This window comes from Streptomyces sp. NBC_00016, from assembly GCF_045040885.1.
Classification (GTDB): Bacteria; Actinomycetota; Actinomycetes; order Streptomycetales; family Streptomycetaceae; genus Streptomyces; species Streptomyces coriariae.
Genome location: NZ_CP108304.1, coordinates 6,863,376 through 6,886,244 on the forward strand (window position 1 = coordinate 6,863,376; position 22,869 = coordinate 6,886,244).

The window sequence follows — 22,869 nt, forward strand, 5'->3', positions numbered from 1 at the left end:
CTACTCTGGGCTATGGATTGAATACAACCCGTTGTGTTGTGGTGTCGTGGGAGGGCCTGCGTGACCCATATCAATGTTCTCGACCCCGGAGCTTCGCCGCTCGACTACTACGGGTTCGAGCTTCGGCGGTTGCGGGAGGCGGCTGAACTCACGCAGCGGCAGCTCGGGGACATCCTCAATTACACCGGCTCGTTGGTTGGACAGGTCGAGACGGCCCGGAAGGTGCCCACCGTTGAGTTCAGCGAGAGGGTCGATGCCGCCCTCGGAACCGGCGGTCTCTTCTCACGGCTGGTGGAGCTCGTGCTCCGTTCTCAACTTCCTTCCTGGTTTCAGCAGGTGGGTGAGTTGGAGGCGCGTGCCGTCGAGATCTGTTCTTTCCAGACCCACATGATCCTCGGCCTCCTCCAGACCGGCGCGTATGCGCGTGCGGTGCTCGGCGCGTTGGACCGGGGCAACCTCGACGACCGCACGGCGGTGCGCCTGGCCCGCCAGCGCATCTTCGAGAAGAAGGAGTCACCGGTCTTCTGGGCGGTCCTCAGCGAGGCCGCGCTTCATCAGGAGATCGGAGGCCGGGACGTCATGCGCGGCCAACTGGCGCACCTGTTGACCTTCGAGGACGACCCCCACGTCAACATCCAGATCCTGCCGTTCACGGCCGGAGTGCACGTGGGACTTCAAGGCTCGTTCGACGTCTACCGCTTCGCTGGCGACCCGACCATTGTCTACACCGAGGGGTACGGCAGCGGGCATCCCACCGCCAACCCGGACACGGTCAAGGACTGCTCGCTCCGTTACGATCATCTGCGGGCCGCTGCCCTCTCCCTCAGGGACTCGGCGGAGCTGATCCGGCGTGTAATGGAGGAACGTTATGGAGCTCAACTGGCGTAAGTCCACCTACAGCGGTGACCAAGGCGGTCAGTGCGTTGAGTGTGCGCCGATCGGACCCCTGGCCTGGCGTAAGTCGTCGTACAGCGGTGACCAGGGCGGTGATTGTGTCGAGATCGCCGAGAGTCCGGCGACCATCGCCGTCCGCGACTCCAAGACCCCGGCGGGCCCGATCCTCACTATCGAGCCCGCCGCGTTCTCGACGTTCCTCGCCTGGACCGGCGGTGGCGCTACAGGCGCTGAATGATCGTGCCGGTGGCCAGTGCGCCGCCCGCGCACATGGTGATCAGGGCGAACTCCTTGTCCGTGCGCTCCAGTTCGTGCAGGGCCGTGGTGATGAGGCGGGCGCCTGTCGCGCCGACGGGGTGGCCGAGGGCTATCGCTCCGCCGTTGACGTTGACCTTGGACAGGTCCGCGTCGAAGATCTGCGCCCAGCTCAACACCACTGACGCGAAAGCCTCGTTGATCTCGACGAGGTCGATGTCCTTCAGGGTCATGCCCGCCTTGCCGAGGACCGTGCGGGTCGCGTCGATCGGGCCGTCCAGGTGGAAGTGCGGGTTCGCGCCCACCAGGGCCTGGGCGACGATCCGCGCCCTCGGCTTCAGCTTCAGGGCGCGGGCCATGCGTTTCGACGCCCACATGATCGCTGCGGCGCCATCGCTGATCTGCGACGAGTTGCCGGCCGTGTGGATCGCCGTCGGCATGACCGGCTTCAGGCGGGACAGGGCTTCGAGGGAGGTGTCGCGCAGGCCCTCGTCGCGGTCGACCAGGCGCCACATGCCCTGGCCGGCCGCCTGTTCCTCCTCCGTCGTCGGGACCTGGACGGCGAACGTCTCGCGCTTGAAGCGTTCCTCGGACCAGGCCGTCGCCGCCCGGTCCTGGGAGAGGAGGCCCAGGGCGTCCACGTCCGAGCGGCTCAACCCCCGGTTGCGCGCGATGCGTTCCGCCGCCTCGAACTGGTTCGGGAGGTCCACGTTCCACTCCTCCGGGAACGGTTTCCCGGGGCCGTGCTTCGAGCCCGAGCCGAGAGGGACGCGGGACATCGCCTCCACTCCGCAGCTGATGCCCACGTCGATGACGCCCGCCGCGATCATGTTCGCCGCCATGTGGCTCGCCTGTTGCGAGGAGCCACACTGGCAGTCGACCGTCGTCGCGGCGGTCTCGTACGGGAGGCCCATCGTCAGCCATGCTGTCCGTGCCGGGTTCATGGACTGTTCGCCGGCGTGGGTCACCGTGCCGCCGACTATCTGTTCCACGGCGTCGGCGGGCATGCCGGTGCGGCCGAGTAGTTCGCGATAGGTCTCGCCCAGGAGGTAGGCGGGGTGCAGGTTGGCGAGCGCGCCGCCGCGCTTGCCGATGGGGGTGCGGACTGCTTCCACGATCACGGGTTCGGCGGCCATGGGTGCGGATCCCTTCGGAACTAGTACGTGTTCTAGTTCTCTGCTGTGTGCAGTCTGCTTACGTGATGTGCGTCACCGCAAGGGTCTTGCAGCCTCGAGGGTCCTGAACTACCTTCACGGCATCTGTTTCTGATGAACCGTCAGCTCGCATCGTCAGATGGCTGGAGCCGCCGATGCCCTGTCCAGCGCTTCCCGACGGGTTCGACTTCACCGATCCCGACCTGCTGCAACACCAAGTTCCGCTCCCGGAGTTCGCCGAGTTGCGCGGTGCCGAACCGGTCCGCTGGATCCCTCAGACGGGCAATGTCGCCGGCTTCCAGGACGAGGGGTACTGGGCGGTGACCCGCCACGCGGATGTGAAGTACGTTTCCACCCACCCCGAGATCTTCTCCTCCTACCTCAACACCGCGATCATCCGGTTCAACGAGCACATCGAACGGGATTCGATCGACGCTCAGCGGTTCATCCTGCTGAACATGGATCCGCCCGAGCACACGCGCGTACGGCAGATCGTGCAGCGCGGGTTCACGCCCCGGGCCATCCGGGCGTTGGAGGAGCGGCTGCGGAACCGGGCCACGGCGATCGTCGAGAGCGCCCGTGCGCAGGACGGTTCCTTCGACTTCGTCACGTCCGTCGCCTCGGAGCTGCCCCTGCAGGCCATCGCCGAGCTGATCGGCGTGCCCCAGGACGACCGCTCCAAGATCTTCGACTGGTCCAACAAGATGATCGGGTACGACGATCCCGAGTTCGCCATCACCGCCGAGGTCGGGCAGCAGTCCGCCGCCGAGATCCTCGCCTACGCCATGAACATGGCCGCCGAGCGGAAGCAGTGCCCCGCTCACGACATCGTCTCGACGCTCGTGGCCGCCGAGAACGAGGGCAATCTGAACTCCGACGAGTTCGGGTTCTTCGTGCTGATGCTGGCCGTGGCCGGGAACGAGACGACCCGGAACGCCACGACCCACGGGATGCACGCCTTCCTCACCCATCCCGAGCAGTGGGAGTTGTACAAGCGGGAGCGGCCCGGCACCGCCGCCGAGGAGATCGTGCGGTGGGCCACCCCCGTCATCGCCTTCCAGCGGACCGCCACCCAGGACACCGAGCTGGGCGGGAAGCTGATCAGGAAGGGGGACCGGGTCGGGCTCTTCTACTCCTCCGCCAACCGCGACCCCGAGGTGTTCGAGCGGCCCGACGAGTTCGACGTCACCCGGGATCCGAATCCGCACCTCGGCTTCGGCGGCGGCGGGCCCCACTTCTGCCTCGGCAAGTCACTCGCCGTGCTCGAGATCAACCTCATCTTCAACGCCATCGCCGACGCCCTGCCCGACCTGAGGCTCGTGGGAGACCCGCGTCGGCTGCGGTCCGCCTGGATCAACGGGGTGAAGGAGCTCCGGGTCAGCGCGGGGTGATCGGCGCGGTGATCAGCGCAGGGTGATCAGCGCAGGGTGGTCGGCGCTCGATGATCAGCACTCGATGATCGGCGCGATCACTCCTTGCCGGACACCGTCAGGGCCAGGACCGCCGAGGTCACGGCGGCCAGCAGCAGCGGGATCGCCAGGTCGTTGTGGAGCACCAGGACCGCGCCCAGCACCGCGCCCGCGAACATCGCGGTCACGGATGCCGTACGGCGTGGCGATCGCCGGCCTGTGCCGCCGCCCGCCCGGGACTCGGAGGCCAGGCCGGTCAGGGTCATCGTCACGACGGTGGTCGTGCTGAGGTCGCGCACCGCGAGTTTGCGGACGGTCGCGTTGCGCAGGCCCATCGCGAAGGCGGTCAGGGCGATGATCGTATAGACCGTGGCCGGGGCGTGGTCCGAGGTGGCGAACGCCACGGCCGCGGAGACGGCCATGAGGAGCGCCTCGGTGGCCAGCATCACCCGGGCCGAGGTGCGGCGTGCGCCCTCGCCCACCCGCCGCACGACCCGGCCGCCGATCGCCGCGCCCACCAGGAAGCAGACGAGCGAGGTCGTCGTGTGGGGGACCGAGAAGCCCGGGGCGCCGGCGGCGGCGAAACCGAGGACGACGACGTTGCCGGTCATGTTGGCGGTGAAGACGTGCCCCAGGCCGAGATAGGTGACCGCGTCGATCAGGCCGCTGATGCCGGTCAGCAGGAGGAGTACGGGGACCAGGCGGACGCCGCGTGCTTCCGGGTCCCGTGACGGCTCTGCGGGCTCCGGGGGCTCCGCGGGCTCCGGGGATTCTGCGGGCTCCGGGGGTTCCGGGGGCTCGGACGGGTGATCGGTGCCGGTCATCCGCTCAGTTGAGCACGGCGAGGTGAGGAAACGCCGAAGGCGGCGGCCCCGGGGATCGGGGGCCGCCGCCTTCGACGGTACGGGGGCGCTTGTTCAGCGCGGTGGCGTGGCTCAGTACCAGCCGTTGGCCTGCCAGAAGTTCCAGGCGGCGACCGGGCTGCCGTAACGGGAGTTCATGTAGTCCAGACCCCACTTGATCTGGGTCTTGGCGTTGCTCTTCCAGTCGGAACCGGCCGAGGCCATCTTGGAGGCGGGCAGGGCCTGGACGAGGCCGTAGGCGCCCGAGGAGGCGTTGGTGGCGGTGACGTTCCAGCCGCTCTCGTGCTTCACGATGTTGGAGAAGGCCTTGTACTGAGCCGCGTCCGGGATCATCTTGTGCGCGATCGCCTGGGCCTGGGAGGCGGAGGACGTCGTCGCGGCGTGGGCGGGGGCGGCGGACAGCGCCATCCCCGCGGTGGCGGCGGCCACGGCGATGCCGGTGAGGGCCTTCTTCGGGGAAGCGATGCGACGGATGACGGAGACGGACACGGAGAACCTTTTTCTTCGGGGACGTTGGCGGTCGCTTGCATGCCGGAGTCACGCGGTGCGTGGCCGCACCGCGTGGTTGCGGTAGGTGGCTGCATGCCGTGGTGCCTGAGCCCGTGGACTCGGTGGCACCCTGCGACGTCATCCAGAGAAACAGGATCGAGCGCCGTCCGCAAAGACCCCTTTTGCTAGTTGTGGTCGTATTCGGGGGGTCGGCGCTCCGTGTGAGCTGGCTCTCAATGCCCAGGTCAGAGGCCGTTATGGCATGGGCATGGCGTCCGGTTTGTCCGACTAGGTCGGGTAGTAGGTGATGTGAGTCATGTGGGGTGGTTCACCGGTCAACGGCCTTCTGAGCCCTTCCACGGGGCCTCGAATGTGACCGCGGTCTCGAAGGCCGCGCGCCGGGTGGCTCTGCGTAGCGCCCTGAGCACCGCCGGGCCGAGGGTGAGGGTCAGCAGGACCGTGACCACCGCCCTGCCCAGGTCCCAGCCCAGTGAGGTCGCCACGCAGTACGCGGCGAAGCGGGCCAGGTTCGCGGGCACCGTGCCGTCCGGGTCGAAGGCGACCCCCGAGGCCAGCGCGCCCATGAAGGGCCACCCGGCCATGTTCATCGCCGTGCCGTACGCGAAGGCGGCCAGGAAGCCGTAGGCCGCGAGCAGGGCCAGTTCGGTACGGCCACGGAGCCGGTCGCCGCCCGGCAGCAGGCCCGCACCCATCGTGAACCAGCCCATCGCCAGCATCTGGAACGGCATCCACGGGCCCACCCCGCCGGTCAGCAGCGCGGACGCGAACATCGTGACCGAGCCGAGGACGAAGCCGAAGCCCGGGCCGAGGACCCGGCCGCTCAGCACCATCAGGAAGAACATCGGCTCGATGCCCGCCGTCCCCGCGCCGATCGGACGCAGGGCCGCGCCCGTCGCCGCCAGCACGCCCAGCATCGCCACCGCCTTCGCGCCGAGCCCCGACTCCGAGATCGTCGCCGCCACCACCGCGACCAGCAGCACCAGCAGGCCCGCGAACAGCCAGGGGGCGTCCTGGGAGTGCGCGTTCAGCGCGGAGGTGGGCGGGGCGAGGAAAGGCCAGCCGAACGCGATCACGCCCACCGCGCTGACCAGCGCCAACGCGGCGAGCGACCGGGGGCCCAGGTGTACCGGACGCCGCCTGGGCATCGTCATCGCAGCTCCTCCCGCGAGGCCTCGCACAATGCCTCGCGCACCTGCGCGACCGTGAGCCACCCCTGCGGGGCCAGGATCTTCGTCACCTGTGGGGAGAAGGAGGGGGAGGAGACCACCACCTCCGCCGTCGGGCCGTCGGCGATGACCTCGCCCTCCGCGAGCAGCACCACCCGGTGGGCCAGTTCCGCGGCCAGCTCCACATCGTGGGTGGCCAGGACGATCGCGTGCCCGGCCGCGGCGAGTCCGCGCAGAAGGGCGACCAGGCGCGCCTTCGCCGCGTAGTCCAGGCCCCGGGTCGGTTCGTCCAGGAGGAGAAGCGGCGGGCGGGCGGTGAGGACGACCGCCAGCGCGAGGGTGAGGCGCTGGCCCTCGGAGAGGTCGCGGGGGTGGGTGCCGTCCGTGATGCCGGGGAGGAGGTCCGAGACCAGGGCCCGGCAGGTGCCGGGGGCGGCCCCCGCGTCCCGGTCGGCGGCCGCGCACTCGGCGGCGACCGTGTCGGCGTACAGCAGGTCGCGCGGCTCCTGCGGGACCAGACCGGCGCGGCGGACCAGGTCCCGCGGCGCAGTGCGGTGCGGCACGAGACCGCCCACGTGGACCGTTCCCGCCGACGGCTCGACGAGGCCCACGAAGGTGTTGAGCAGCGTCGACTTCCCGGCGCCGTTGCGGCCCATGAGGGCCACCGTCTCGCCGGGCAGGACGGTGAGGTCCACCTCGCGCAGCGCCTGGACCCGGGCCCGGCGCACGGAGAGGGAGCGGGCCTCGGCGGGGGCCGCGGAGGCGGACGGCGCGGGGGGAGGACGGCGGAAGCGACGGCGGGCGGGAGGATCCGCCGGCGGCTCGGCGGGGAGCCCGGCGGGGGGCGCCGGAGGCGTGTCCGCTCTCCGGGGAGCTTCCCGCCCTTCCAGGCGTTCGCGCAGGTCGCCGGCGCGTCGGCGGGCGTCCCGGACGGTCAGTGGCAGTGGGGACCAGCCCGCCAGCCTGCCCAGGCTCACCACCGGCGGGAAGACCGGGGACACGGCCATCATGTCCGCCGGGGTGCCGAGCAGCGGGGCCGCGCCCGGGGAGGGCAGCAGGGCGACCCGGTCGGCGTACTGGAGGACGCGTTCCAGGCGGTGTTCCGCCAGCAGCACCGTCGTACCGAGGTCGTGGACGAGACGGAGGAGGACGGCGAGGACCTCCTCGGCGGCCGCCGGGTCGAGCGCGGAGGTCGGCTCGTCCAGGACGAGGACGCGCGGGTGCGGGGTGAGGACCGAGCCGATCGCGACCCGCTGCTGCTGGCCGCCGGAGAGGGTCGCGATGGGGCGGTCACGGAGGGCGGCCAGACCGAGCAGGTCGAGGGTCTCCTCGACACGGCGGCGCATCACCGCCGGCGACAGGCCCAACGACTCCATGCCGTAGGCGAGTTCCTCCTCGACGGTGTCCGTCACGAAGTGCGAGAGCGGGTCCTGCCCCACCGTGCCCACGACGTCGGCGAGTTCGCGCGGCTTGTGGGTGCGGGTGTCGCGGCCGGCGACCGTCACGCGGCCGCGCAGGGTGCCGCCGGTGAAGTGCGGGACCAGGCCGGACACCGTGCCGAGGAGCGTCGACTTGCCCACGCCCGACGGGCCCGCCAGGAGCACGAGTTCACCCTCGGGCACGGTGAGGTCGACGTCCTGGACGGTGGGTTCGGTGGCGCCGTCGTACGTCACGGAGACGTTCTCGAAGCGGATCACGACGGCTCCTTGGAGAGGAACGCGGGCAGCAGGCCGAGGAGTACGGCCGCCGCCGGCCAGAGCGGGAGGGCGGGGGCGGTCAGCGGGACCACACCGGGGTGCAGGGCAGCCGGGTCGGCGGACGCGGCCACGGTGAGGAGGGCCGCGACCGCGGCACCGGAGGCGGCGGTGAGACATGCCCGCGGGGTCCAGCGGTCCGGGCGGTAGCGGGTGCGTGGGGAGCGGCGGCCGCCCAGCCGCAGTCCGGCGAGGGCCGCGACGACTCCGGCGAACAGCACCGGGAGGCCGTAGCTGCCGCCCGCCGCGGTGAGCAGGCCGTACGTTCCCGCGCAGACGCCGAGCAGACCGCCGAGCGTGAGGACGGCGGTCGTCCGGCGGACGGGGGCGGGAACGTCGGCGGTACGGCCGTAGCCGCGGGCGTCCATCGCGGCGGCGAGGGCGACGGAGCGTTCCAGGGCGCCCTCCAGGACCGGCAGACCCACCTGGAGCAGGCCGCGCAGACCCGTGTCCGGGCGGCCCCGGAGGCGGCGGGCGGCGCGCAGACGGTGGACGTCCGCGATGAGGTTCGGGGCGAAGGTGAGCGCCACGACCACCGCCACCCCCGTCTCGTACAGGGCGCCGGGGAGCGTCTTGAGCAGACGGGAGGGGCTGGCCAGGGCGTTGGCGGCACCCACGCAGACGAGAAGGGTCGCCAGTTTCAGGCCGTCGTAGAACGCGAAGAGCAGGCCCTCGGCCGTGACCGCGCCGCCGAGCCGGATGCCCTGCGCCCAGTGGGGGAGCGGGACTTCGGGAAGCGTGACGAGCACCCGCGTCCCGGGGATCGGGGATCCCAGGACGACGACGAACACCAGACGGATGACGAGGACGGCGAGCGCGAGCTTGAGGAACGCGGAGTAGGAGCGGGACCAGGGGGTGTCCGGGCGGCACGTGGTGACGACGTACGCGGAGACGGTGAGGAGGAGACCGAGGAGGAGCGGGTTGGTGGTGCGGGTGGCGGCGGTACCGAGACCGAGGGCCCACAGCCACCAGGCGGCCGGGTGGAGCGGGGTGCGTTGGCTGCGTGGTGTGCGTGGTGTGCGGGGGCGGCCGTCGGCCATCCGGCCGTCAGCCATCCCTGCGGGATCCTCGCCGCCGGGCCTGCCAGAACGCCGCCGCGCCCAGCACCGCCACCGCCGCCGCGCCCGCGTACAGGCCCACGGACGGTCCGCCGTCCTCGTTCCTCACCGACTTAGCCGATTCCTTCGCCGGTTGCGGCTCCGCGGCGGACGTCGGCTCGTCCGTCCCCGGCGCCTGCCCGGACACCTGCTCGCCGCAGCCCGTCTCCGGATACCCCGCGATCGCGCACAGCAGGGCGTTCGTGTCGTAGCGCAGCGGTTTGGCGACCGAGGCGAGGGCCTCGGCCGTCGTCGCGTCGGGCGAGATCCGGGCGCAGGCCGTGCGCGGTGACGGCGGGGTCTCGCCGCTCGGCGCGTCGGCCGCCGTACCGAAGTCGATGACCAGGGCCACCCGCTTCGTGCCGTCCCGCGCGGGCGTCTTCGCGCAGATCGTCGCGAAGGAGGCCGCGCCGCGCGGCTGCGACGCGTCCTGGGAGTCCGCGCTCACCGCGAACCGGAAGCCCTGGACGTCGCCGTCGGCCGGGCGGGCGGTGGACGGCCCCTGGGTGGCGTATGTCCAGCCGTCGCCGGAGCGGTCCCAGAAGGACCAGTAGCGGTAGCCGGCGGCCTGGGCCGACTGAACCGTGCCGGTCAGCGACAACAGCAGCGCGGCGAGGACGAGGGCGGCGCACCGGCGCGTCACGACTGCCGCTTCCTGCCACGGACGCTGATCAGGAAGCCGATGCCGATGCCGGCGACGAGGAAGACACCGACGATCCACCAGACGCCGTAACCGGAATCCGAGTCGTCCTTCTTGTCGGCGTCGGCGTCGGCGGCCTGATCGGCGGCCTTCGCCGTGGCCTGCGGGGTCGGACCCGTCGCGTCGAGCTGCGTGACGAGGTCGGCGCCGCCGAAGTGGCGGGGGTCGGCGCCCATGGCGTGGGCCGCGAAGATCAGCTGGGCGTAGGCGGCGGGGCCGCTCTGCTTCGCCCAGGCCGCGGAGTTCTGCTCCAGCCAGGCGAGGGGCTTCTTCGCCTGCTCGGTCCATCCCTGGGCGGCGAGGGCGACGACGGCGTCGGCGGTGTTGCCGTAGTCGGGCTGGTCCTCGGCGCCGGGGAGCGCGGACTTCAGGTAGCCGGCGTCGAGCACCGCCGCGGCGAGGTGGGCCGCGCCGTTGCGGGCGAGTCCGCTCGGGGTGCCCGCGGTGGCGGAGTCGCAGGTGGGGGCCGCCGACGTCTTGCCGGCCGTCGTCACGAACCCCTTGCCGAGGACGCCGAGCACACCCGCCGCCGTCGCGTCCGCGTTGGCCGCGAGAGCGCCCTTCTTGTCCGGCTGGTAGGCGAACGCGCCGCCGCCGGCCTTGTCGCACGGGATGGAGAGCTTCACGAGAGCGTCGTACGGCGACTTGCCGGCCTTCTTCACCTCCGAGGGCCGCTGCCCGACCGCCGCCATCGTGCCCGCCACCACGGAGGTCGAGTTCGCGTCGCTCGCGCCACCGGGGGTGTAGCCCCAGCCGCCGTCGGCGTTCTGGACCGACTTCAGCCAGCTGACGGCCTTCTCGGTCGCTGCCTGGTGGCCGCCCAGCGCGGCCAGTGCCTGGACGGCCGCCGCCGTGCTGTTGGTGTCCACCATCAGCTTGGCGTCGCACGCCTTGGCGGTGTCCGCGCGGAACGCGGCGAAGGCGCCGGACGCGCACTGCTGTCCGGCCAGCCAGGCCACGGCCCGGTCGGCGGGGGTGACGCCCGTGGTCCGCTGCGCGAGCAGGGCCAGCGACTGGCGCCAGACGCCGTCGTACGTCGGGTCGGTGGTGCCGTACAGGCCGTCGGGTATCGCCACCGACGGGGTGGGGGACGGGGTGGCGGCGACGGCGGGGACGGCGGCACCCAGCACGACGGTGGCGGCGGCCAGAGCGGCGGCGCTGCGGCGGATGTTCATGATCGGCGGGTGCCTCTCCCGGTCGGTGAGGTCACGCAGCCGGGCAGCACGGGACATCCCGGCGGCTCGGCTCCGTATACCTCGACGGTGCCGTGCGACGGCGGGCCTGCCGACGCACGTGAGCCGGTCACGGTCCCGTACCGGGCGATCCGGCTCTCACGGTTGCGGGTCAGCGCCGGAATTGCACCGGCTTCCCCCTGTACGGGCGTGATGACGACGCGGCCACTCTACCGGCAGGTAGCCGGGCGTCTGAGGGGCGGCTGTGAAAGCGCCCCGGACGGGGCGGAAGCCCCCGATATGTTGTGACCATGACGCATACGGGGAGGGTGTCGGGCGGGCTGACGACCGGGCTGCCGGCCGGGGTGCCGGGCGGGCCGCCGGGCCGGCTGCTCGGCTCGGGCCGAACGGCCGATGTGTACGAGATCGACGAGGCGTGGGTGCTGCGCCGCGACCGGGAGGGCTGGGAGGACTCGGCCACCCTCGCGGCCGTGATGACACACGTACGCCGGCACGGCTACCCCGCACCCGCCGTACGGCCCTCCGGCTCACCCGCCGACCTGGTCATGGAGCGGCTGAACGGGCCGACGATGCTCCACGCGTTCGGGGCGGGCACGCTGGACGCCGAGGAGGCGGGGGCCGTCCTCGCCCGGCTGCTGCGCGAACTGCACGCCCTGCCCGGACGGGTCTCGGCCGACGCCCGCATCCTGCACCTGGACCTCCACCCGGACAACGTGATCCTCACGCCCGACGGCCCCCGGGTCATCGACTGGGCCAACGCGGAGGAGGGCGACCCCGGGCTCGACTGGGGCATGTCCGCGGTGATCCTCGCCCAGGTGGCCGTCTCTCCCCAGCCCATCGCCGACCCGGCCCGGGCGATGCTGACCGCGCTGCTCGCCGACCCCTGCGACCTCACCGAGGAGGGCCTGGCGGAGGCCCTGCGGAGGCGGGCGGCCAACCCGACGATGAGCCGCGAGGAGACGGAACTCCTCGTACCGGCCGCCGAGTTGATCAGGACGACGGCGGGCCGCTGACTAGGCCGCCCGCCAGACCGTCATGTCCGCGGTCACGAACGCGATGTCCGGCAGTGCGGTCGACTTCACCTGGATCACGAGCAGTGCGATGTCCCCGGAGGGGTGCTTGACGCAGATCTCGCTGCCGGCCGCCGCCGCGGCGAGGGGAAGCCGGTGGCTCTTGGCGCCGGTGAGGACGATGCGGCACGAGTCGAGGGAGCCGCCGGGATCGCCGTACAGCATGTTGAACACGCTGGTGTCGCTCTCCAGCGCGCAGCCGGTCTGCTTGCAGCTGAAGCGGATGTCCCCCTTGCTGTCCTCGCGCCGGACCGGCTCCTTGACGTCCAGTGAGGTCTTCGCGTCCAGCCACTGGAGGGGATACGCGGTGGCCTGCGGCGTCTTGGGCACGGTCGGGGAGGAGCCCGACCCCTGCGATGTCCGGTCACCGGCCACCGAATCCGGCGCGGCTGTCGACGAGGACGCCGACGAGGACGCCGACGACCCTGCGGACCCGGACGGGCCGGGCGTCGAGGAGGCCCCGGTCGTGTCGTCCCGGTGGCGGAGCCGGTCCGCCGCCTCCACGACCGTCCACGCCAGACCGGTCAGCACCAGCGCGCCCGCGGTGACGGCGGCGGCCGTGACCAACGCGGTGCGCCGACGCCGGGCCGGCCGCCCGTCCGGCCGCGTGAGCTGCGACCGCACCGGCGCGATCAAGGGCATCGCGTTCGGGGCCATCGTGTGCGGAGCCATCGCGTGCGGGGCCATCGCGTTGGTGGGCACAGCGTGTTGGGGCGTCTCGTGCTGCGGCGTCTTGTGCGAGGGCTGCGGGATCAAGGGCAGCGTGTGCACCGGGGTGGGATCGGGGACCGGAGACGGAACCGACACCTCCGGCCCGGTGACCTCCCGCCAGACCGCCGGCCCGGCGCCGCTGTCCGCCTCTCCGCCCAGACGTTGCCTGCACCATTCGACGATCTCCGCCGGGGTCACCCGCTCCGCCGGATCGGCGGCCAGGCAGCGGGCGATCAGCGGACGGAGCGGTTCGGGCAGCAGGGACAGGTCGGGTTCCGAGTGCACGATCCGGTACAGCACGCTGACCGAGGGACCGTCCCCGTACAGCGGCTCGCCCAGGGCCGCGAACGCCGCCGTCTGACCGAGCGCGAACACGTCGGTCGCCGCGGTGACCTCGCCCGCGGTCGCCTGCTCGGGAGCCATGTACTGCGGTGTGCCGACGGCGAGGCCGGTGGCGGTGTTCGAGGTGACGTCGGAGGCCAGCGAGATGCCGAAGTCGATCACGCGCGGTCCGTCGGCGGCCAGCAGCACGTTCGACGGCTTCAGGTCCCGGTGCACGATTCCCGCACCGTGGATGGCCTGGAGCGCCTCCGCCACCCCCGCCATCAGCCACAGCACCGCGGGCACCGGCAGCGGCCCGCGCCGGGCGACGGCCTCCGCCAGCGAGGGCCCGGGCACGTACAGCGTGGCCAGCCAGGGAGGTACGCCGTCCGCGTCGGCGTCGATCAGCTCGGCGGTGTACGCGCCGCGGACCCGCCGGGCAGCTTTGATCTCCCGGCGGAACCGCCGCCGGAAGGCCGGGTCGTCGGCCAGTTCCGGGCGTACCACCTTGATCGCCAGTGGCCGGCCACCCTGCGTGTGCGACAGGTAGACCCGTCCCATGCCGCCCGCCCCGAGCCGGGCGGCGAGACGGTAACCGGCCACCATGGGCGGATCGTCCGCCTGGAGCGGCTGGAACGCCTCGGTCGCATGATTCATCGGCCCTCATCCCCCTCATGACCCTGGCCCCCCGGCCCCGGCCCCTGTTCCCCGTGATCCGACGACCCGGCGACCTGACGATCCGGTGATCCGATCAAGTCAGCAGCCTACGCGGGGTGTCGGTCCGCCGAAGGGGAGGAACAGCACCCGGGTCTCCAGCAGCCACACCCCGTCGACCTGGCGGAACGCGTCCTGGTAGTGCCCGACCTGGACGGGTGGTCCGGCGGGGACGACGCCGCCCTCGTAGCCGTCGACCCGGTACGTCGAGAAATACGAGGTGGCCAGGGCGGTGGCCGGTGCGGTCGGGGTGACGGTGACCAGGATGTTCGACATGAGGCGGCGCGAGAGCCGGTCGGCGGGACGCGAACCGAAGTACTCCCGCAGCGCCGCCCGCCCCTTGACCAGCCGCCCGCCCGCCGGCCACTCCCAGGTGCCGTCCTCGGTGAACAGCTCGGCCACCGAGGAGGGTTCGCCGAGATCCAGCCGGTGGACGAAATCGACGGCGAGGCGCTCGCAGGCGCGTTCGGCGAGCAGCCGCTGCAGGGGGTCCATGAGGGCGTTGGTATCAAGGAGCCCTCGTCCGCCGCGAGCGATTTACGCCGCCACGTACGTCACCGGGTCGCTCCCGGTCACCGCCTCCGCGCGTCCCTGCTTCACCAGGCGCCGTAGGTGGGCTTCGGCCTCCGAGACCGCGATGTTCCGTGAACCGTAGGGGATTTGCGGCCAGGGGCGGTTCCACTCCATGCGTTCCGCGAGCTGCCAGGGGGTGAGCGGGGTGGCGAGGAGGGCGAGCAGACCGGTGAGACGGTCCTCGTGGTGGGTGAGCAACTCCCGTACCCGGAAGGGCGCGTCGGTGAAGGCGTACTGGTGGGCCGGGAGGATCTCCGCGGGGGCGAGCCGGCCGACGCGTTCGAGGGAGTCGAGGTAGTCGCCGAGGGGATCGGTGACGGTGGCGTCGTCGGGATCCTCGTACAGGCCGATGTGCGGGGTGATCTCCGGCAGCAGGTGGTCGCCGGAGAACAGGCGTCCGTGGCCCGGGTGCCGAGCGGGATGGTCCTCCTCCAGGTGGAGGCAGACATGGCCGGGGGTGTGGCCCGGTGTCCAGATCGCGCGCAGCCGGCGGCCGGGCAGGTCGAGGAACTCACCCGGGACGATCTCGCGGTCGGGGAGGGCGGGCGCCAGGCCGGGGAAGGGGCGACGACGAGCGGGAGGCGTGCGGAGCGGGGCGATGTGCTCCTCCGGGGCGCCGGCGGCGGTGAGCTTGGCCGCCATGTACGTGTACCAGCGCTCGGGACGCGTCTCGCGGGTCCGCCGCACGATGGAGGTGTCCGCCGCGTGCATCGCCACCCACGCCCCGGAGGCCTCCCGCACCTGGCCGGACAGGCCGTGGTGGTCGGGGTGGTGGTGGGTGATCACGACTCCGTACAGCTCCGAGACGGACGTGCCGCACGCGGTCAGCCCGGCGGTCAGCGCCTCCCAGGACGCCGGGTCGTCCCAGCCCGTGTCGATCAGGACCGGCCCACGGTCGGTGTCGACGACGTACACCAGGGTGTGGCCCAGCGGGTTGTCCGGGATGGGCACCCGGAGCGAGCGGACACCGCCGCCGTGGTCGTACGTGGTGGGTTCGCCCTGACTGCTCTTCATCTGCCCTCCGTCACACGGCCATTGCCCACTATAACTAGAACTGGTTTCAATGGGTGCCCAAGTCGACTGATTCGATGGGGAGTTGGGCTGACCTGCGCAGATGTGAGCGTTGCCTGTCGCCGCCTGTCGCCGCCTGTCGAGCAAGTCGCAGATCGACCAGTTCGCTGTGGCATAGGCGCCCGCCCCATGGTGTCGGGGGCGGGCGCGCAGGACCCAGGTCGAGGGCCGCTACGGAATATTCAAGGTCAGAGGGCTGTTGTTCGCGGGCTTCTTGATCGGGACGTCCTTTTTCTTGGGCGTATTCACGTCGCCCTCATCGTCTAGGCAGGTCACCTTGGCGGTTGCCGTCGTGCCGTTGTTCGGAATTCCTGTGAGGGTGATCGTGTACTGTTCGGACTGCTCGTCTCCGGGCGTTTCGTCCGAGCCGGTCTTCCCCTTCTTCGGGGTTATTGTGACTACCGTCGGTGTCGCATCCTTTGCGCAGCTCGCTGTTCCAGTGATGACGACCTTCACTGTCGCTGCGGAGTGAGCCGTACCGATTGCCGCAACGGATGCGGCGAGCGCCAGCGAGGCCGTGACCGCAATGGAGCTGAGCGTCTTCCTTTTAATGCTGCTGAAATTCTTCATTTCAGACTCCTGAAACTGATTTCAGACGGATGTGCCGATCGTGCCGGACCGCGCGAGAAGCAGACCACGGCATTAAGTCACGAATATTCAACGTGCGCCGTCATGCGAGTCAATGCAGGGTCGGCCGTTCATCGCGCTGCTGATTGCCATTGGCGAGCCGGTTGACTCCGGCCCTTTAGTGCCAACTTTCTGGCGTGCCGATTGCCTCTCCAGCTGCGGCGTCCGTTAATTGAGCCTAGCCAGGGATGGGTGACGTGTCCACTTTTGGCTCGACGTACGTGATTGATAAATGAATCACCACGGCATTGAAGTTGAATATGCAATTTCGGTACCTATTGCTGGCGCTTTTGCGTCAGGCTCCCCCGCGCACGCCACCGCTGTCCGGTACTCGCGAACGGCGCCCCCGTCGTCCCGGAGCCTGAGTGCCCCCGCCGGAGGCTTCTTTGGCCCGCGGGTGACTGACAGGTGCCGAGGGAGGGGCGGTCTGGCGCAACGAGTTCAACGCGCCCCCGCCTGTGATCCCCAACGATGTCGACGCGATGTACCGCACGGCCCACCAGGTCCCGACGGCCCCCTGACGGCCCACGGGTTCGGGCCCCGCCCCTGATCATCGGGAAACCGCTGGTCAGGGGCATTCTCGTTTCCTCCGTGGACTACTTTGACCAGAACTGGTATCAGTTCCTGAAACACCGTCAGAAACGTAGACGAAGGCAGTGGTCATGGCCGAGCTCGTGGAACACGGACAGCTGTTCATCGGTGGGGAACTGATCGACCCCCTGGGCAAGGACGTCATCGAGGTCGTCTCGCCGCACACCGAGGAGGTCATCGGGCGGGTGCCGCACGCGTCGGCCGGTGACGTGGACCGGGCGGTCGCCGCGGCGCGGCGGGCCTTCGACGGGGGGCCCTGGCCCCGGTTGTCGCTCGACGAGCGGATCGCCGTCGTCACCCGCATCAAGGACGGCATCGCGCTGCGGCACGAGGAGATCGCCCGGGTGATCTCCTCCGAGAACGGCTCCCCGTACTCCTGGAGCGTCCTCGCGCAGGCCCTCGGCGCGATGATGGTGTGGGACGCGGCGATCACCGTCGCGCGTGGCTTCACGTACGAGGAGCGGCGCGACGGCGTGCTCGGGAAGATCCTCGTGCGGCGCGAGCCCGTGGGGGTGGTCGCGGCCGTCGTCCCCTGGAACGTCCCGCAGTTCGTCGCGGCCGCCAAGCTCGCGCCCGCGCTGCTCACCGGCTGCACGGTGGTGCTGAAGCCGTCGCCGGAGTCGCCGCTGGACGCGTATCTGCTGGCCGAGATCACGCGGGAGGCGGGGCTGCCGGAGGGTGTGCTGTCGATCCTGCCGGCGGACCGCGAGGTGAGCGAGTACCTGGTCGGGCATCCGGGCGTCGACAAGGTGTCGTTCACCGGCTCGGTCGCGGCCGGCAAGCGGGTCATGGAGGTGGCGTCCAGGAACCTGACCCGCGTGACCCTGGAGCTCGGCGGCAAGTCGGCGGCCGTCGTCCTGCCGGACGCGGACATCGCCACGTCCGTCCCCGGGATCGTCTCCGCCGCCTGGATGAACAACGGGCAGGCCTGCGTGGCCCAGACCCGCATCCTCCTGCCGCGCTCGCGCTACGACGAGTTCGCGGACGCCTTCACCGCCGCGGCGGCCGCACTGGTCGTCGGCGACCCGCTGGACCCGGCGACCCAGGTCGGCCCGTTGGTGGCGCGGCGGCAGCAGCGCCGGAACCTCGACTACATCCGGATCGGGCAGGAGGAGGGCGCGAAGATCCTCACGGGCGGGGGGCGTCCGCCGGGTCTGGAGCGCGGCTGGTACGTGGAGCCGACGCTGTTCGGTGACGTCGACAACTCCATGCGGATCGCCCGGGAGGAGATCTTCGGGCCGGTGATCTGCCTGCTGCCCTACGGCGACGAGTCCGAGGCGCTGAGGATCGCGAACGACTCCGACTACGGGCTCAGCGGCAGCGTGTGGACGGCCGACGTCGAGCACGGCATCGAGGTCGCCCGGCAGGTCCGTACCGGGACGTACTCGGTGAACACCTTCAGCCTCGACATGCTCGGGCCGTTCGGCGGCTACAAGAACTCCGGACTGGGGCGGGAGTTCGGGCCCGAGGGCTTCGGCGAGTACCTCGAGCACAAGATGATCCACCTGCCGGCGGGATGGGAGGGCTGACGGGCCATGGGAGATCGTTGGCACGTCGAGGTGGATCGGTCCCTGTGCATCGGATCCGCCCAGTGCGTCCACCACGCGCCCGACGGCTTCCGGCTCGACACCGCGCGTCAGTCCCATCCGGCCGACCCGGACATGGACGCCAACGAGCGGGTGCTGGCGGCGGCGGAGAGCTGCCCGGTGGAGGCGATCATGCTGACGCTGGTGGGCAGCGGGGAGGCGGTGTTCCCGCCGGAGGAGTGAAGAAATTTCCCGACAGGGTATTGCGTATGGTTTGGGGCGTTTTATCCTGGTAGTGGCCTACGAGGCGAATGAGGGGGTCCGACCGGAGTAGCCGACTTCTGCGTGACGCGAAGGCATCCGCCGAGGCCGACGTCGACGGACGGACCGAGGGACCTGAAGGTCGCGGGACAGGACCTGAAGGGAGCCCTCGTCGTCTCGTAGGTCCCTTCGTATGTCCTGCTCGTGTGTCCTACTCGTGTGTCCTGCTCGTGTGCTGTCCGGGGTCCGTCACGTCGATCAGCTTGCACACCGTCTCGATGTCGATCCGCACCTGGGCGATGGACGCGCGCCCCGACAGCCAGGTGATGAGCGCCGAGTGCCAGGTGTGCTCGATGACGCGGACCGCCGAGAGCTGCTCCGGGGTGGGATCGGTCAGGCCCATCGAGTCCAGGATGATCGCCGTCGTCTGACGGGAGACCTGGTCGACCTCCGGTGAGACGCTGCGGTCGGCGAAGGTCAGTGCGCGGACCATCGCGTCCGCCAGGTGCGGCTCGCGCTGGAGGGCCCGGAAGGCGCGCATGAGGGTCTCCGCGACGCGGTCCGCCGCCCGCTCGCCCGTCGGGGGCTTCTTCCGCAGCGTGCCGTGCATGTGATCCAGCTGGTCCTGCATCGTGGCGACCAGCAGGTGCACCTTGGAGGGGAAGTAGCGGTAGAGCGTGCCCAGGGCGACCTGTGAGGACTCCGCGACCTCCCGCATCTGCACCGCGTCGAACCCGCCCCGGCTGGCCAACTGCGCGCTCGCGTGCAGGATGCGGCGCCGACGCTCCTCCTGCCGCTGGGTGAGCGGGGAGTGGGCAGGGTGCTGAGTGCTGGCTTCCGCAGACATGGGTCCCGTTCCGTGACAGTCGGTGAGGCTCAGTGGGCGCACAGCTCGACGGGGCGGTCGGCCGTGGCGTGAATCACCTGATCCACTGCTCACAGCCCTCCTACCTGCCGGTAGATTCAGAGCCTCCCGAACGATCAAGTCTGAAACTTGTTCTAGATTAGCGTCCCGTCGTAGTCTCGCGGGACAATGCAGGCAGAAGGGGGCCCGGAGTGACCGCTGAGGCCAGTCAGGCAGGGCCCCGGCACGACCTCGCCGCCGACGGCGGGAGATCGCTCGACATCGCTCTCCTCACCTATAAGGGGAACCCGTTCTGCGGGGGCCAGGGTGTCTACGTACGGCATCTCTCGCGTGAGCTCGCCCGTCTAGGTCACCGCGTCGAGGTGATCGGCTCCCAGCCCTATCCGGTGCTGGACCCGGGCCACGACGACCGTCTCACCCTCACCGAGCTGCCCAGCCTCGACCTCTACCGTCAGCCGGATCCTTTCCGCACCCCGAAGCGCGGCGAGTACCGCGACTGGGTCGACGCCCTCGAGGTCGCCACGATGTGGACCGGCGGCTTCCCCGAGCCGCTGACCTTCTCGCTGCGGGCCCGCCGCCATCTCCGCGCGCGCAGCGGTGAGTTCGACATCGTGCACGACAACCAGACCCTGGGATACGGGCTGCTGGGGGACATCGGCGCGCCCCTCGTCACCACCATCCACCACCCCATCACCGTCGACCGGCAGTTGGAGCTGGACGCGGCCGAGGGACGGCGGCGCCGGTACTCCGTGCGCCGCTGGTACGCGTTCACCCGGATGCAGAAGCGGGTCGCGCGCCGGCTGCCGTCCGTGCTCACCGTCTCCGGCACCTCCCGCCAGGAGATCGTCGACCACCTCGGCGTCCGCGACGACCGCGTCCACGTCATCCACATCGGTGCCGACACCGACCTGTTCTCGCCGAACCCGGCCGTGGCCGTCGTACCGGGCCGGATCGTGACGACGTCCAGCGCGGACGTCCCGCTCAAGGGCCTGGTCTTCCTCGTCGAGGCGCTGGCCAAGGTGCGCACCGAGCACCCGCACGCCCATCTCGTCGTCGTCGGCAAGCGCCCGCAGGAGGGGCCGGTCGCCCAGGCGATCGAGCGGTACGGCCTCGAAGGCGCCGTCGAGTTCGTCAAGGGCATCTCCGACGCCGAACTGGTCGACCTGGTCCGCTCGGCGGAGGTCGCCTGCGTGCCGTCGCTCTACGAGGGCTTCTCCCTGCCGGCCGCCGAGGCCATGGCCACGGGCACCCCGCTGCTCGCCACGACCGGCGGAGCGATCCCCGAGGTCGCCGGGCGCGACGGCGAGACCTGCCTGGCCGTGCCGCCGGGCGACTCCGGCGCGCTGGCCACGGGTCTCGGACGACTGCTGGGCGACCCGGAGTTGCGGGCCCGGCTCGGTGCGGCCGGACGGCAACGGGTGCTCGAACGGTTCACCTGGGCGCGCGCCGCCGAGGGGACCGTGGCCCGCTACCGCGAGGCGATAGCCGACCGCGGTCGCCCACGGGTCGCCGAGGCTTCCGCGGCGTCCGCCGCCCCCGAAGCCGTCGAGTCCGTCGGTGCCGGGTCCGGTGCCGACACCGACGCCGTATCCGCAGCATCCGATCGCGATCGCGAAAGCAGGGCCACGTGCTGACCGTCGACTTCTCCCGGTTCCCGCTCGCCCCGGGCGACCGAGTCCTGGACCTGGGCTGCGGTGCCGGCCGGCACGCCTTCGAGTGTTACCGGCGCGGCGCGCAGGTCGTGGCCCTCGACCAGAACGCCGAGGAGATCCGCGAGGTCGCCAAGTGGTTCGCGGCGATGAAGGAGGCCGGCGAGGCCCCCGAGGGTGCCACCGCGACGGCCATGGAGGGCGACGCGCTCGCCCTGCCCTTCCCCGACGAGTCCTTCGACGTCGTGATCATCTCCGAGGTCATGGAGCACATCCCGGACGACAAGGGCGTTCTCGCCGAGATGGTGCGGGTGCTCAAGCCGGGCGGCCGGATCGCCATCACCGTCCCGCGCTACGGCCCCGAGAAGGTCTGCTGGACCCTCTCCGACGCCTACCACGAGGTCGAGGGCGGCCACATCCGCATCTACCGGGCGGACGAGCTGCTCACGAAGATCCGCGAGGCGGGCCTGAAGCCGTACGGCACCCACCACGCCCACGCGCTGCACTCGCCGTACTGGTGGCTGAAGTGCGCCTTCGGTGTCGACAACGACAAGGCGCTGCCGGTGCGGGCGTACCACAAGCTGCTGGTCTGGGACATCATGAAGAAGCCCCTCGCCACCCGGGTCGCCGAGCAGGCGCTGAACCCGCTCATCGGCAAGAGCTTCGTGGCGTACGCGACCAAGCCGCACCTGCCGCGACTCTCCGAGCAGGCAGCGAACGCCGGGCAGGCGGAGAAGACCGAGCAGGCGGACAAGGCCGAGCAGGCCGAGAAGACCGGGGCGGACGCCAAGTGACGACACCCCGGACAGAACACCTCGTCCTGCCCGGGGTCCTCACCGCGGAGCAGGCCGCCGAGACCGTCGCCGGCATCCTCGCCGTGCAGCGTGAGGACGGCGCGATCCCGTGGTTCCGGGGCCACCACCTCGACCCGTGGGACCACACCGAGGCCGCGATGGCGCTGGACGCGGCGGGCGAACACGAGGCCGCCGAGCGGGCGTACACCTGGCTGGCCCGGCACCAGAACGACGACGGTTCCTGGTTCGCGGCCTACGCGGACGGCGCCTTCGACGACGTCACCGACCGAGGGCGCGAGACGAACTTCGTCGCCTACATAGCCGTGGGCGTCTGGCACCACTACCTGTCCACCGGCGACGACACCTTCCTGGACCGCATGTGGCCGGCCGTCTACGCGGCCGTCGAGTACGTGCTGCGGCTCCAGCAGCCCGGCGGCCAGATCGGCTGGCGGCGCGACGACGACGGCACCCCGACCGCCGACGCGCTGCTCACCGGCTCCTCCTCCGTCCACCAGGCACTGCGCTGCGCGCTGGCCATCGCCGAGCAGCGCGAAGAGCCGCAGCCCGACTGGGAGTTGGCGGTGGGAGCACTGCGGCACGCCATCCGCCGGCACCCCGAGCGGTTCCTCGACAAGGACCGCTACTCGATGGACTGGTACTACCCGGTGCTGGGCGGGGCGTTGACCGGTACGGAGGCCAAGTCCCGGATCGAGGCCGAGTGGGAGCGGTTCGTGGTCCCGGGTCTCGGCGTGCGCTGTGTCGTCCCCAACCCGTGGGTGACGGGCGGCGAGTCGGCCGAACTCGCCCTCGCACTGTGGGCGATGGGCGAGTCCGACCGGGCGCTGGAGATCCTTCAGTCGATCCAGCACCTGCGCGACGCGGAGTCGGGCCTGTACTGGACGGGGTTCGTGTTCGAGGACGAGGCGATCTGGCCCCGGGAGCTGACCACCTGGACCGCGGGGTCGCTGCTGCTCGCCGTGGCGGCCCTCGGTGGTCACGAGGCCACCTGCGCCGTGTTCGGCGGGGAGCAGCTGCCGTCCGGGCTGTCCGGGCTCGAGGCGGACTGCTGCGCCTGACCTGTTCCCGGGACGGGTTTTCGGA

The 22,869-nt window shown here is 71.0% G+C and carries 22 protein-coding genes and 1 riboswitch; of the genes, 9 read left to right on the plus strand and 13 right to left on the minus strand.

From position 1 onward, the window contains the following. Positions 1-60 precede the first annotated feature (60 nt). Entirely contained in the window at positions 61-888 is an 828-nt protein-coding gene (locus OG933_RS30315) for a helix-turn-helix domain-containing protein (RefSeq protein ID WP_405629896.1), read from the plus strand. Beyond that, positions 869-1,132, plus strand: a complete 264-nt coding sequence (locus OG933_RS30320) for a DUF397 domain-containing protein (protein WP_405629898.1) — start codon at positions 869-871, stop codon at positions 1,130-1,132. The genes OG933_RS30315 and OG933_RS30320 overlap by 20 nt, the downstream gene beginning before the upstream one ends. Here OG933_RS30320 and OG933_RS30325 read toward each other — a convergent pair. After that, positions 1,116-2,285, minus strand: coding sequence for a steroid 3-ketoacyl-CoA thiolase (locus OG933_RS30325; protein ID WP_405629900.1), 1,170 nt, complete (start codon positions 2,283-2,285; stop codon positions 1,116-1,118). The genes OG933_RS30320 and OG933_RS30325 overlap by 17 nt on opposite strands. Positions 2,286-2,458: 173 nt before the next feature. Between OG933_RS30325 and OG933_RS30330 the strand changes: the two genes are divergently transcribed. After that, positions 2,459-3,694, plus strand: coding sequence for a cytochrome P450 (locus OG933_RS30330; RefSeq protein ID WP_362264944.1), 1,236 nt, complete (start codon positions 2,459-2,461; stop codon positions 3,692-3,694). Positions 3,695-3,771: 77 nt separating this feature from the next. Here OG933_RS30330 and OG933_RS30335 read toward each other — a convergent pair whose 3' ends face one another. The 7 genes from OG933_RS30335 to OG933_RS30365 all read right to left on the minus strand — a co-directional run bounded on the left by OG933_RS30335 (position 3,772) and on the right by OG933_RS30365 (position 10,977). Beyond that, positions 3,772-4,536, minus strand: a complete 765-nt coding sequence (locus OG933_RS30335; RefSeq protein ID WP_405629903.1) for a YoaK family protein — start codon at positions 4,534-4,536, stop codon at positions 3,772-3,774. 111 nt (positions 4,537-4,647) lie between these two features. Next, positions 4,648-5,064, minus strand: a complete 417-nt coding sequence (locus OG933_RS30340; protein WP_020126860.1) for a transglycosylase SLT domain-containing protein — start codon at positions 5,062-5,064, stop codon at positions 4,648-4,650. A gap of 335 nt (positions 5,065-5,399) precedes the next feature. Next, the gene (locus OG933_RS30345; RefSeq protein ID WP_405629906.1) at positions 5,400-6,236 is read right to left on the minus strand and encodes an ECF transporter S component; all 837 of its coding nucleotides are present in this window, start codon (positions 6,234-6,236) and stop codon (positions 5,400-5,402) included. Then, a complete protein-coding gene (locus OG933_RS30350; RefSeq protein ID WP_405629909.1) occupies positions 6,233-7,948 on the minus strand; it encodes an ABC transporter ATP-binding protein in 1,716 nt (571 codons plus the stop codon). The genes OG933_RS30345 and OG933_RS30350 overlap by 4 nt, the downstream gene beginning before the upstream one ends. Next, entirely contained in the window at positions 7,945-9,045 is a 1,101-nt protein-coding gene (locus OG933_RS30355) for an energy-coupling factor transporter transmembrane component T (protein WP_405633568.1), read from the minus strand. The genes OG933_RS30350 and OG933_RS30355 overlap by 4 nt, the downstream gene beginning before the upstream one ends. 7 nt (positions 9,046-9,052) lie before the next feature. Next, positions 9,053-9,745 (minus strand): SCO2322 family protein, encoded by a 693-nt coding sequence (locus OG933_RS30360; protein WP_405629912.1) that lies wholly within the window; start codon positions 9,743-9,745, stop codon positions 9,053-9,055. After that, positions 9,742-10,977 (minus strand): prenyltransferase/squalene oxidase repeat-containing protein, encoded by a 1,236-nt coding sequence (locus OG933_RS30365; protein ID WP_405633569.1) that lies wholly within the window; start codon positions 10,975-10,977, stop codon positions 9,742-9,744. Before OG933_RS30365 ends, OG933_RS30360 begins: the two co-directional genes overlap by 4 nt. A gap of 102 nt (positions 10,978-11,079) precedes the next feature. Next, positions 11,080-11,176: riboswitch (cobalamin riboswitch) on the minus strand. Positions 11,177-11,285: 109 nt separating this feature from the next. Here OG933_RS30365 and OG933_RS30370 point away from each other — a divergent pair. Continuing rightward, complete coding sequence (locus tag OG933_RS30370; RefSeq protein ID WP_405629915.1) at positions 11,286-12,008, plus strand: phosphotransferase; 723 nt, start codon at positions 11,286-11,288, stop codon at positions 12,006-12,008. Here the strand turns inward: OG933_RS30370 and OG933_RS30375 are convergent, their stop codons facing one another. The 4 genes from OG933_RS30375 to OG933_RS30390 all read right to left on the minus strand — a co-directional run bounded on the left by OG933_RS30375 (position 12,009) and on the right by OG933_RS30390 (position 16,025). After that, positions 12,009-13,754 (minus strand): protein kinase domain-containing protein, encoded by a 1,746-nt coding sequence (locus tag OG933_RS30375; protein WP_405629917.1) that lies wholly within the window; start codon positions 13,752-13,754, stop codon positions 12,009-12,011. A gap of 99 nt (positions 13,755-13,853) precedes the next feature. Then, complete coding sequence (locus OG933_RS30380; protein WP_405629919.1) at positions 13,854-14,306, minus strand: nuclear transport factor 2 family protein; 453 nt, start codon at positions 14,304-14,306, stop codon at positions 13,854-13,856. 42 nt (positions 14,307-14,348) lie between these two features. Continuing rightward, positions 14,349-15,398, minus strand: coding sequence for an MBL fold metallo-hydrolase (locus OG933_RS30385; RefSeq protein WP_362524021.1), 1,050 nt, complete (start codon positions 15,396-15,398; stop codon positions 14,349-14,351). Positions 15,399-15,626: 228 nt separating this feature from the next. Further along, entirely contained in the window at positions 15,627-16,025 is a 399-nt protein-coding gene (locus OG933_RS30390) for a hypothetical protein (protein WP_405629922.1), read from the minus strand. A gap of 719 nt (positions 16,026-16,744) precedes the next feature. On the opposite strand from OG933_RS30390, the gene OG933_RS30395 reads away from it, so the two are divergent. Together OG933_RS30395 and OG933_RS30400 are read left to right on the plus strand one after the other, a co-directional pair. Then, positions 16,745-18,202, plus strand: coding sequence for an aldehyde dehydrogenase (locus OG933_RS30395; RefSeq protein ID WP_405629924.1), 1,458 nt, complete (start codon positions 16,745-16,747; stop codon positions 18,200-18,202). Positions 18,203-18,208: 6 nt separating this feature from the next. Then, positions 18,209-18,442, plus strand: coding sequence for a ferredoxin (locus tag OG933_RS30400; RefSeq protein WP_267020215.1), 234 nt, complete (start codon positions 18,209-18,211; stop codon positions 18,440-18,442). Positions 18,443-18,671: 229 nt separating this feature from the next. On the opposite strand, the gene OG933_RS30405 is transcribed toward OG933_RS30400, so the two are convergent. After that, positions 18,672-19,307, minus strand: coding sequence for a TetR family transcriptional regulator (locus OG933_RS30405; RefSeq protein WP_054238061.1), 636 nt, complete (start codon positions 19,305-19,307; stop codon positions 18,672-18,674). Positions 19,308-19,516: 209 nt separating this feature from the next. Here OG933_RS30405 and OG933_RS30410 point away from each other — a divergent pair, with 209 nt between their 5' ends. Genes OG933_RS30410 through OG933_RS30420 form a run of 3 tightly spaced genes read left to right on the plus strand, consistent with a single transcriptional unit; the run spans position 19,517 to position 22,844 of the window. Next, complete coding sequence (locus OG933_RS30410; RefSeq protein ID WP_362524014.1) at positions 19,517-20,959, plus strand: glycosyltransferase family 4 protein; 1,443 nt, start codon at positions 19,517-19,519, stop codon at positions 20,957-20,959. Continuing rightward, positions 20,953-21,768 carry a class I SAM-dependent methyltransferase gene (locus OG933_RS30415; protein WP_405629927.1) on the plus strand — a complete coding sequence of 272 codons (816 nt, stop codon included), beginning with the start codon at positions 20,953-20,955 and terminating at the stop codon, positions 21,766-21,768. The genes OG933_RS30410 and OG933_RS30415 overlap by 7 nt, the downstream gene beginning before the upstream one ends. Continuing rightward, complete coding sequence (locus OG933_RS30420; protein WP_362264971.1) at positions 21,765-22,844, plus strand: prenyltransferase; 1,080 nt, start codon at positions 21,765-21,767, stop codon at positions 22,842-22,844. The genes OG933_RS30415 and OG933_RS30420 overlap by 4 nt, the downstream gene beginning before the upstream one ends. The last annotated feature ends 25 nt before the right edge of the window (positions 22,845-22,869 follow it).

Coding starts and splice junctions, on each gene's coding strand:
- OG933_RS30320 (WP_405629898.1), top strand. CDS start 869: ATGGAGCTCAACTGGCGTAAGTCCACCTACAGCGGTGACCAAGGCGGT.
- OG933_RS30325 (WP_405629900.1), bottom strand. CDS start 2,285: ATGGCCGCCGAACCCGTGATCGTGGAAGCAGTCCGCACCCCCATCGGC.
- OG933_RS30330 (WP_362264944.1), top strand. CDS start 2,459: ATGCCCTGTCCAGCGCTTCCCGACGGGTTCGACTTCACCGATCCCGAC.
- OG933_RS30335 (WP_405629903.1), bottom strand. CDS start 4,536: ATGACCGGCACCGATCACCCGTCCGAGCCCCCGGAACCCCCGGAGCCC.
- OG933_RS30345 (WP_405629906.1), bottom strand. CDS start 6,236: ATGACGATGCCCAGGCGGCGTCCGGTACACCTGGGCCCCCGGTCGCTC.
- OG933_RS30355 (WP_405633568.1), bottom strand. CDS start 9,045: ATGGCCGACGGCCGCCCCCGCACACCACGCACACCACGCAGCCAACGC.
- OG933_RS30365 (WP_405633569.1), bottom strand. CDS start 10,977: ATGAACATCCGCCGCAGCGCCGCCGCTCTGGCCGCCGCCACCGTCGTG.
- OG933_RS30370 (WP_405629915.1), top strand. CDS start 11,286: ATGACGCATACGGGGAGGGTGTCGGGCGGGCTGACGACCGGGCTGCCG.
- OG933_RS30375 (WP_405629917.1), bottom strand. CDS start 13,754: ATGAATCATGCGACCGAGGCGTTCCAGCCGCTCCAGGCGGACGATCCG.
- OG933_RS30380 (WP_405629919.1), bottom strand. CDS start 14,306: ATGGACCCCCTGCAGCGGCTGCTCGCCGAACGCGCCTGCGAGCGCCTC.
- OG933_RS30385 (WP_362524021.1), bottom strand. CDS start 15,398: ATGAAGAGCAGTCAGGGCGAACCCACCACGTACGACCACGGCGGCGGT.
- OG933_RS30390 (WP_405629922.1), bottom strand. CDS start 16,025: ATGAAGAATTTCAGCAGCATTAAAAGGAAGACGCTCAGCTCCATTGCG.
- OG933_RS30395 (WP_405629924.1), top strand. CDS start 16,745: ATGGCCGAGCTCGTGGAACACGGACAGCTGTTCATCGGTGGGGAACTG.
- OG933_RS30400 (WP_267020215.1), top strand. CDS start 18,209: ATGGGAGATCGTTGGCACGTCGAGGTGGATCGGTCCCTGTGCATCGGA.
- OG933_RS30405 (WP_054238061.1), bottom strand. CDS start 19,307: ATGTCTGCGGAAGCCAGCACTCAGCACCCTGCCCACTCCCCGCTCACC.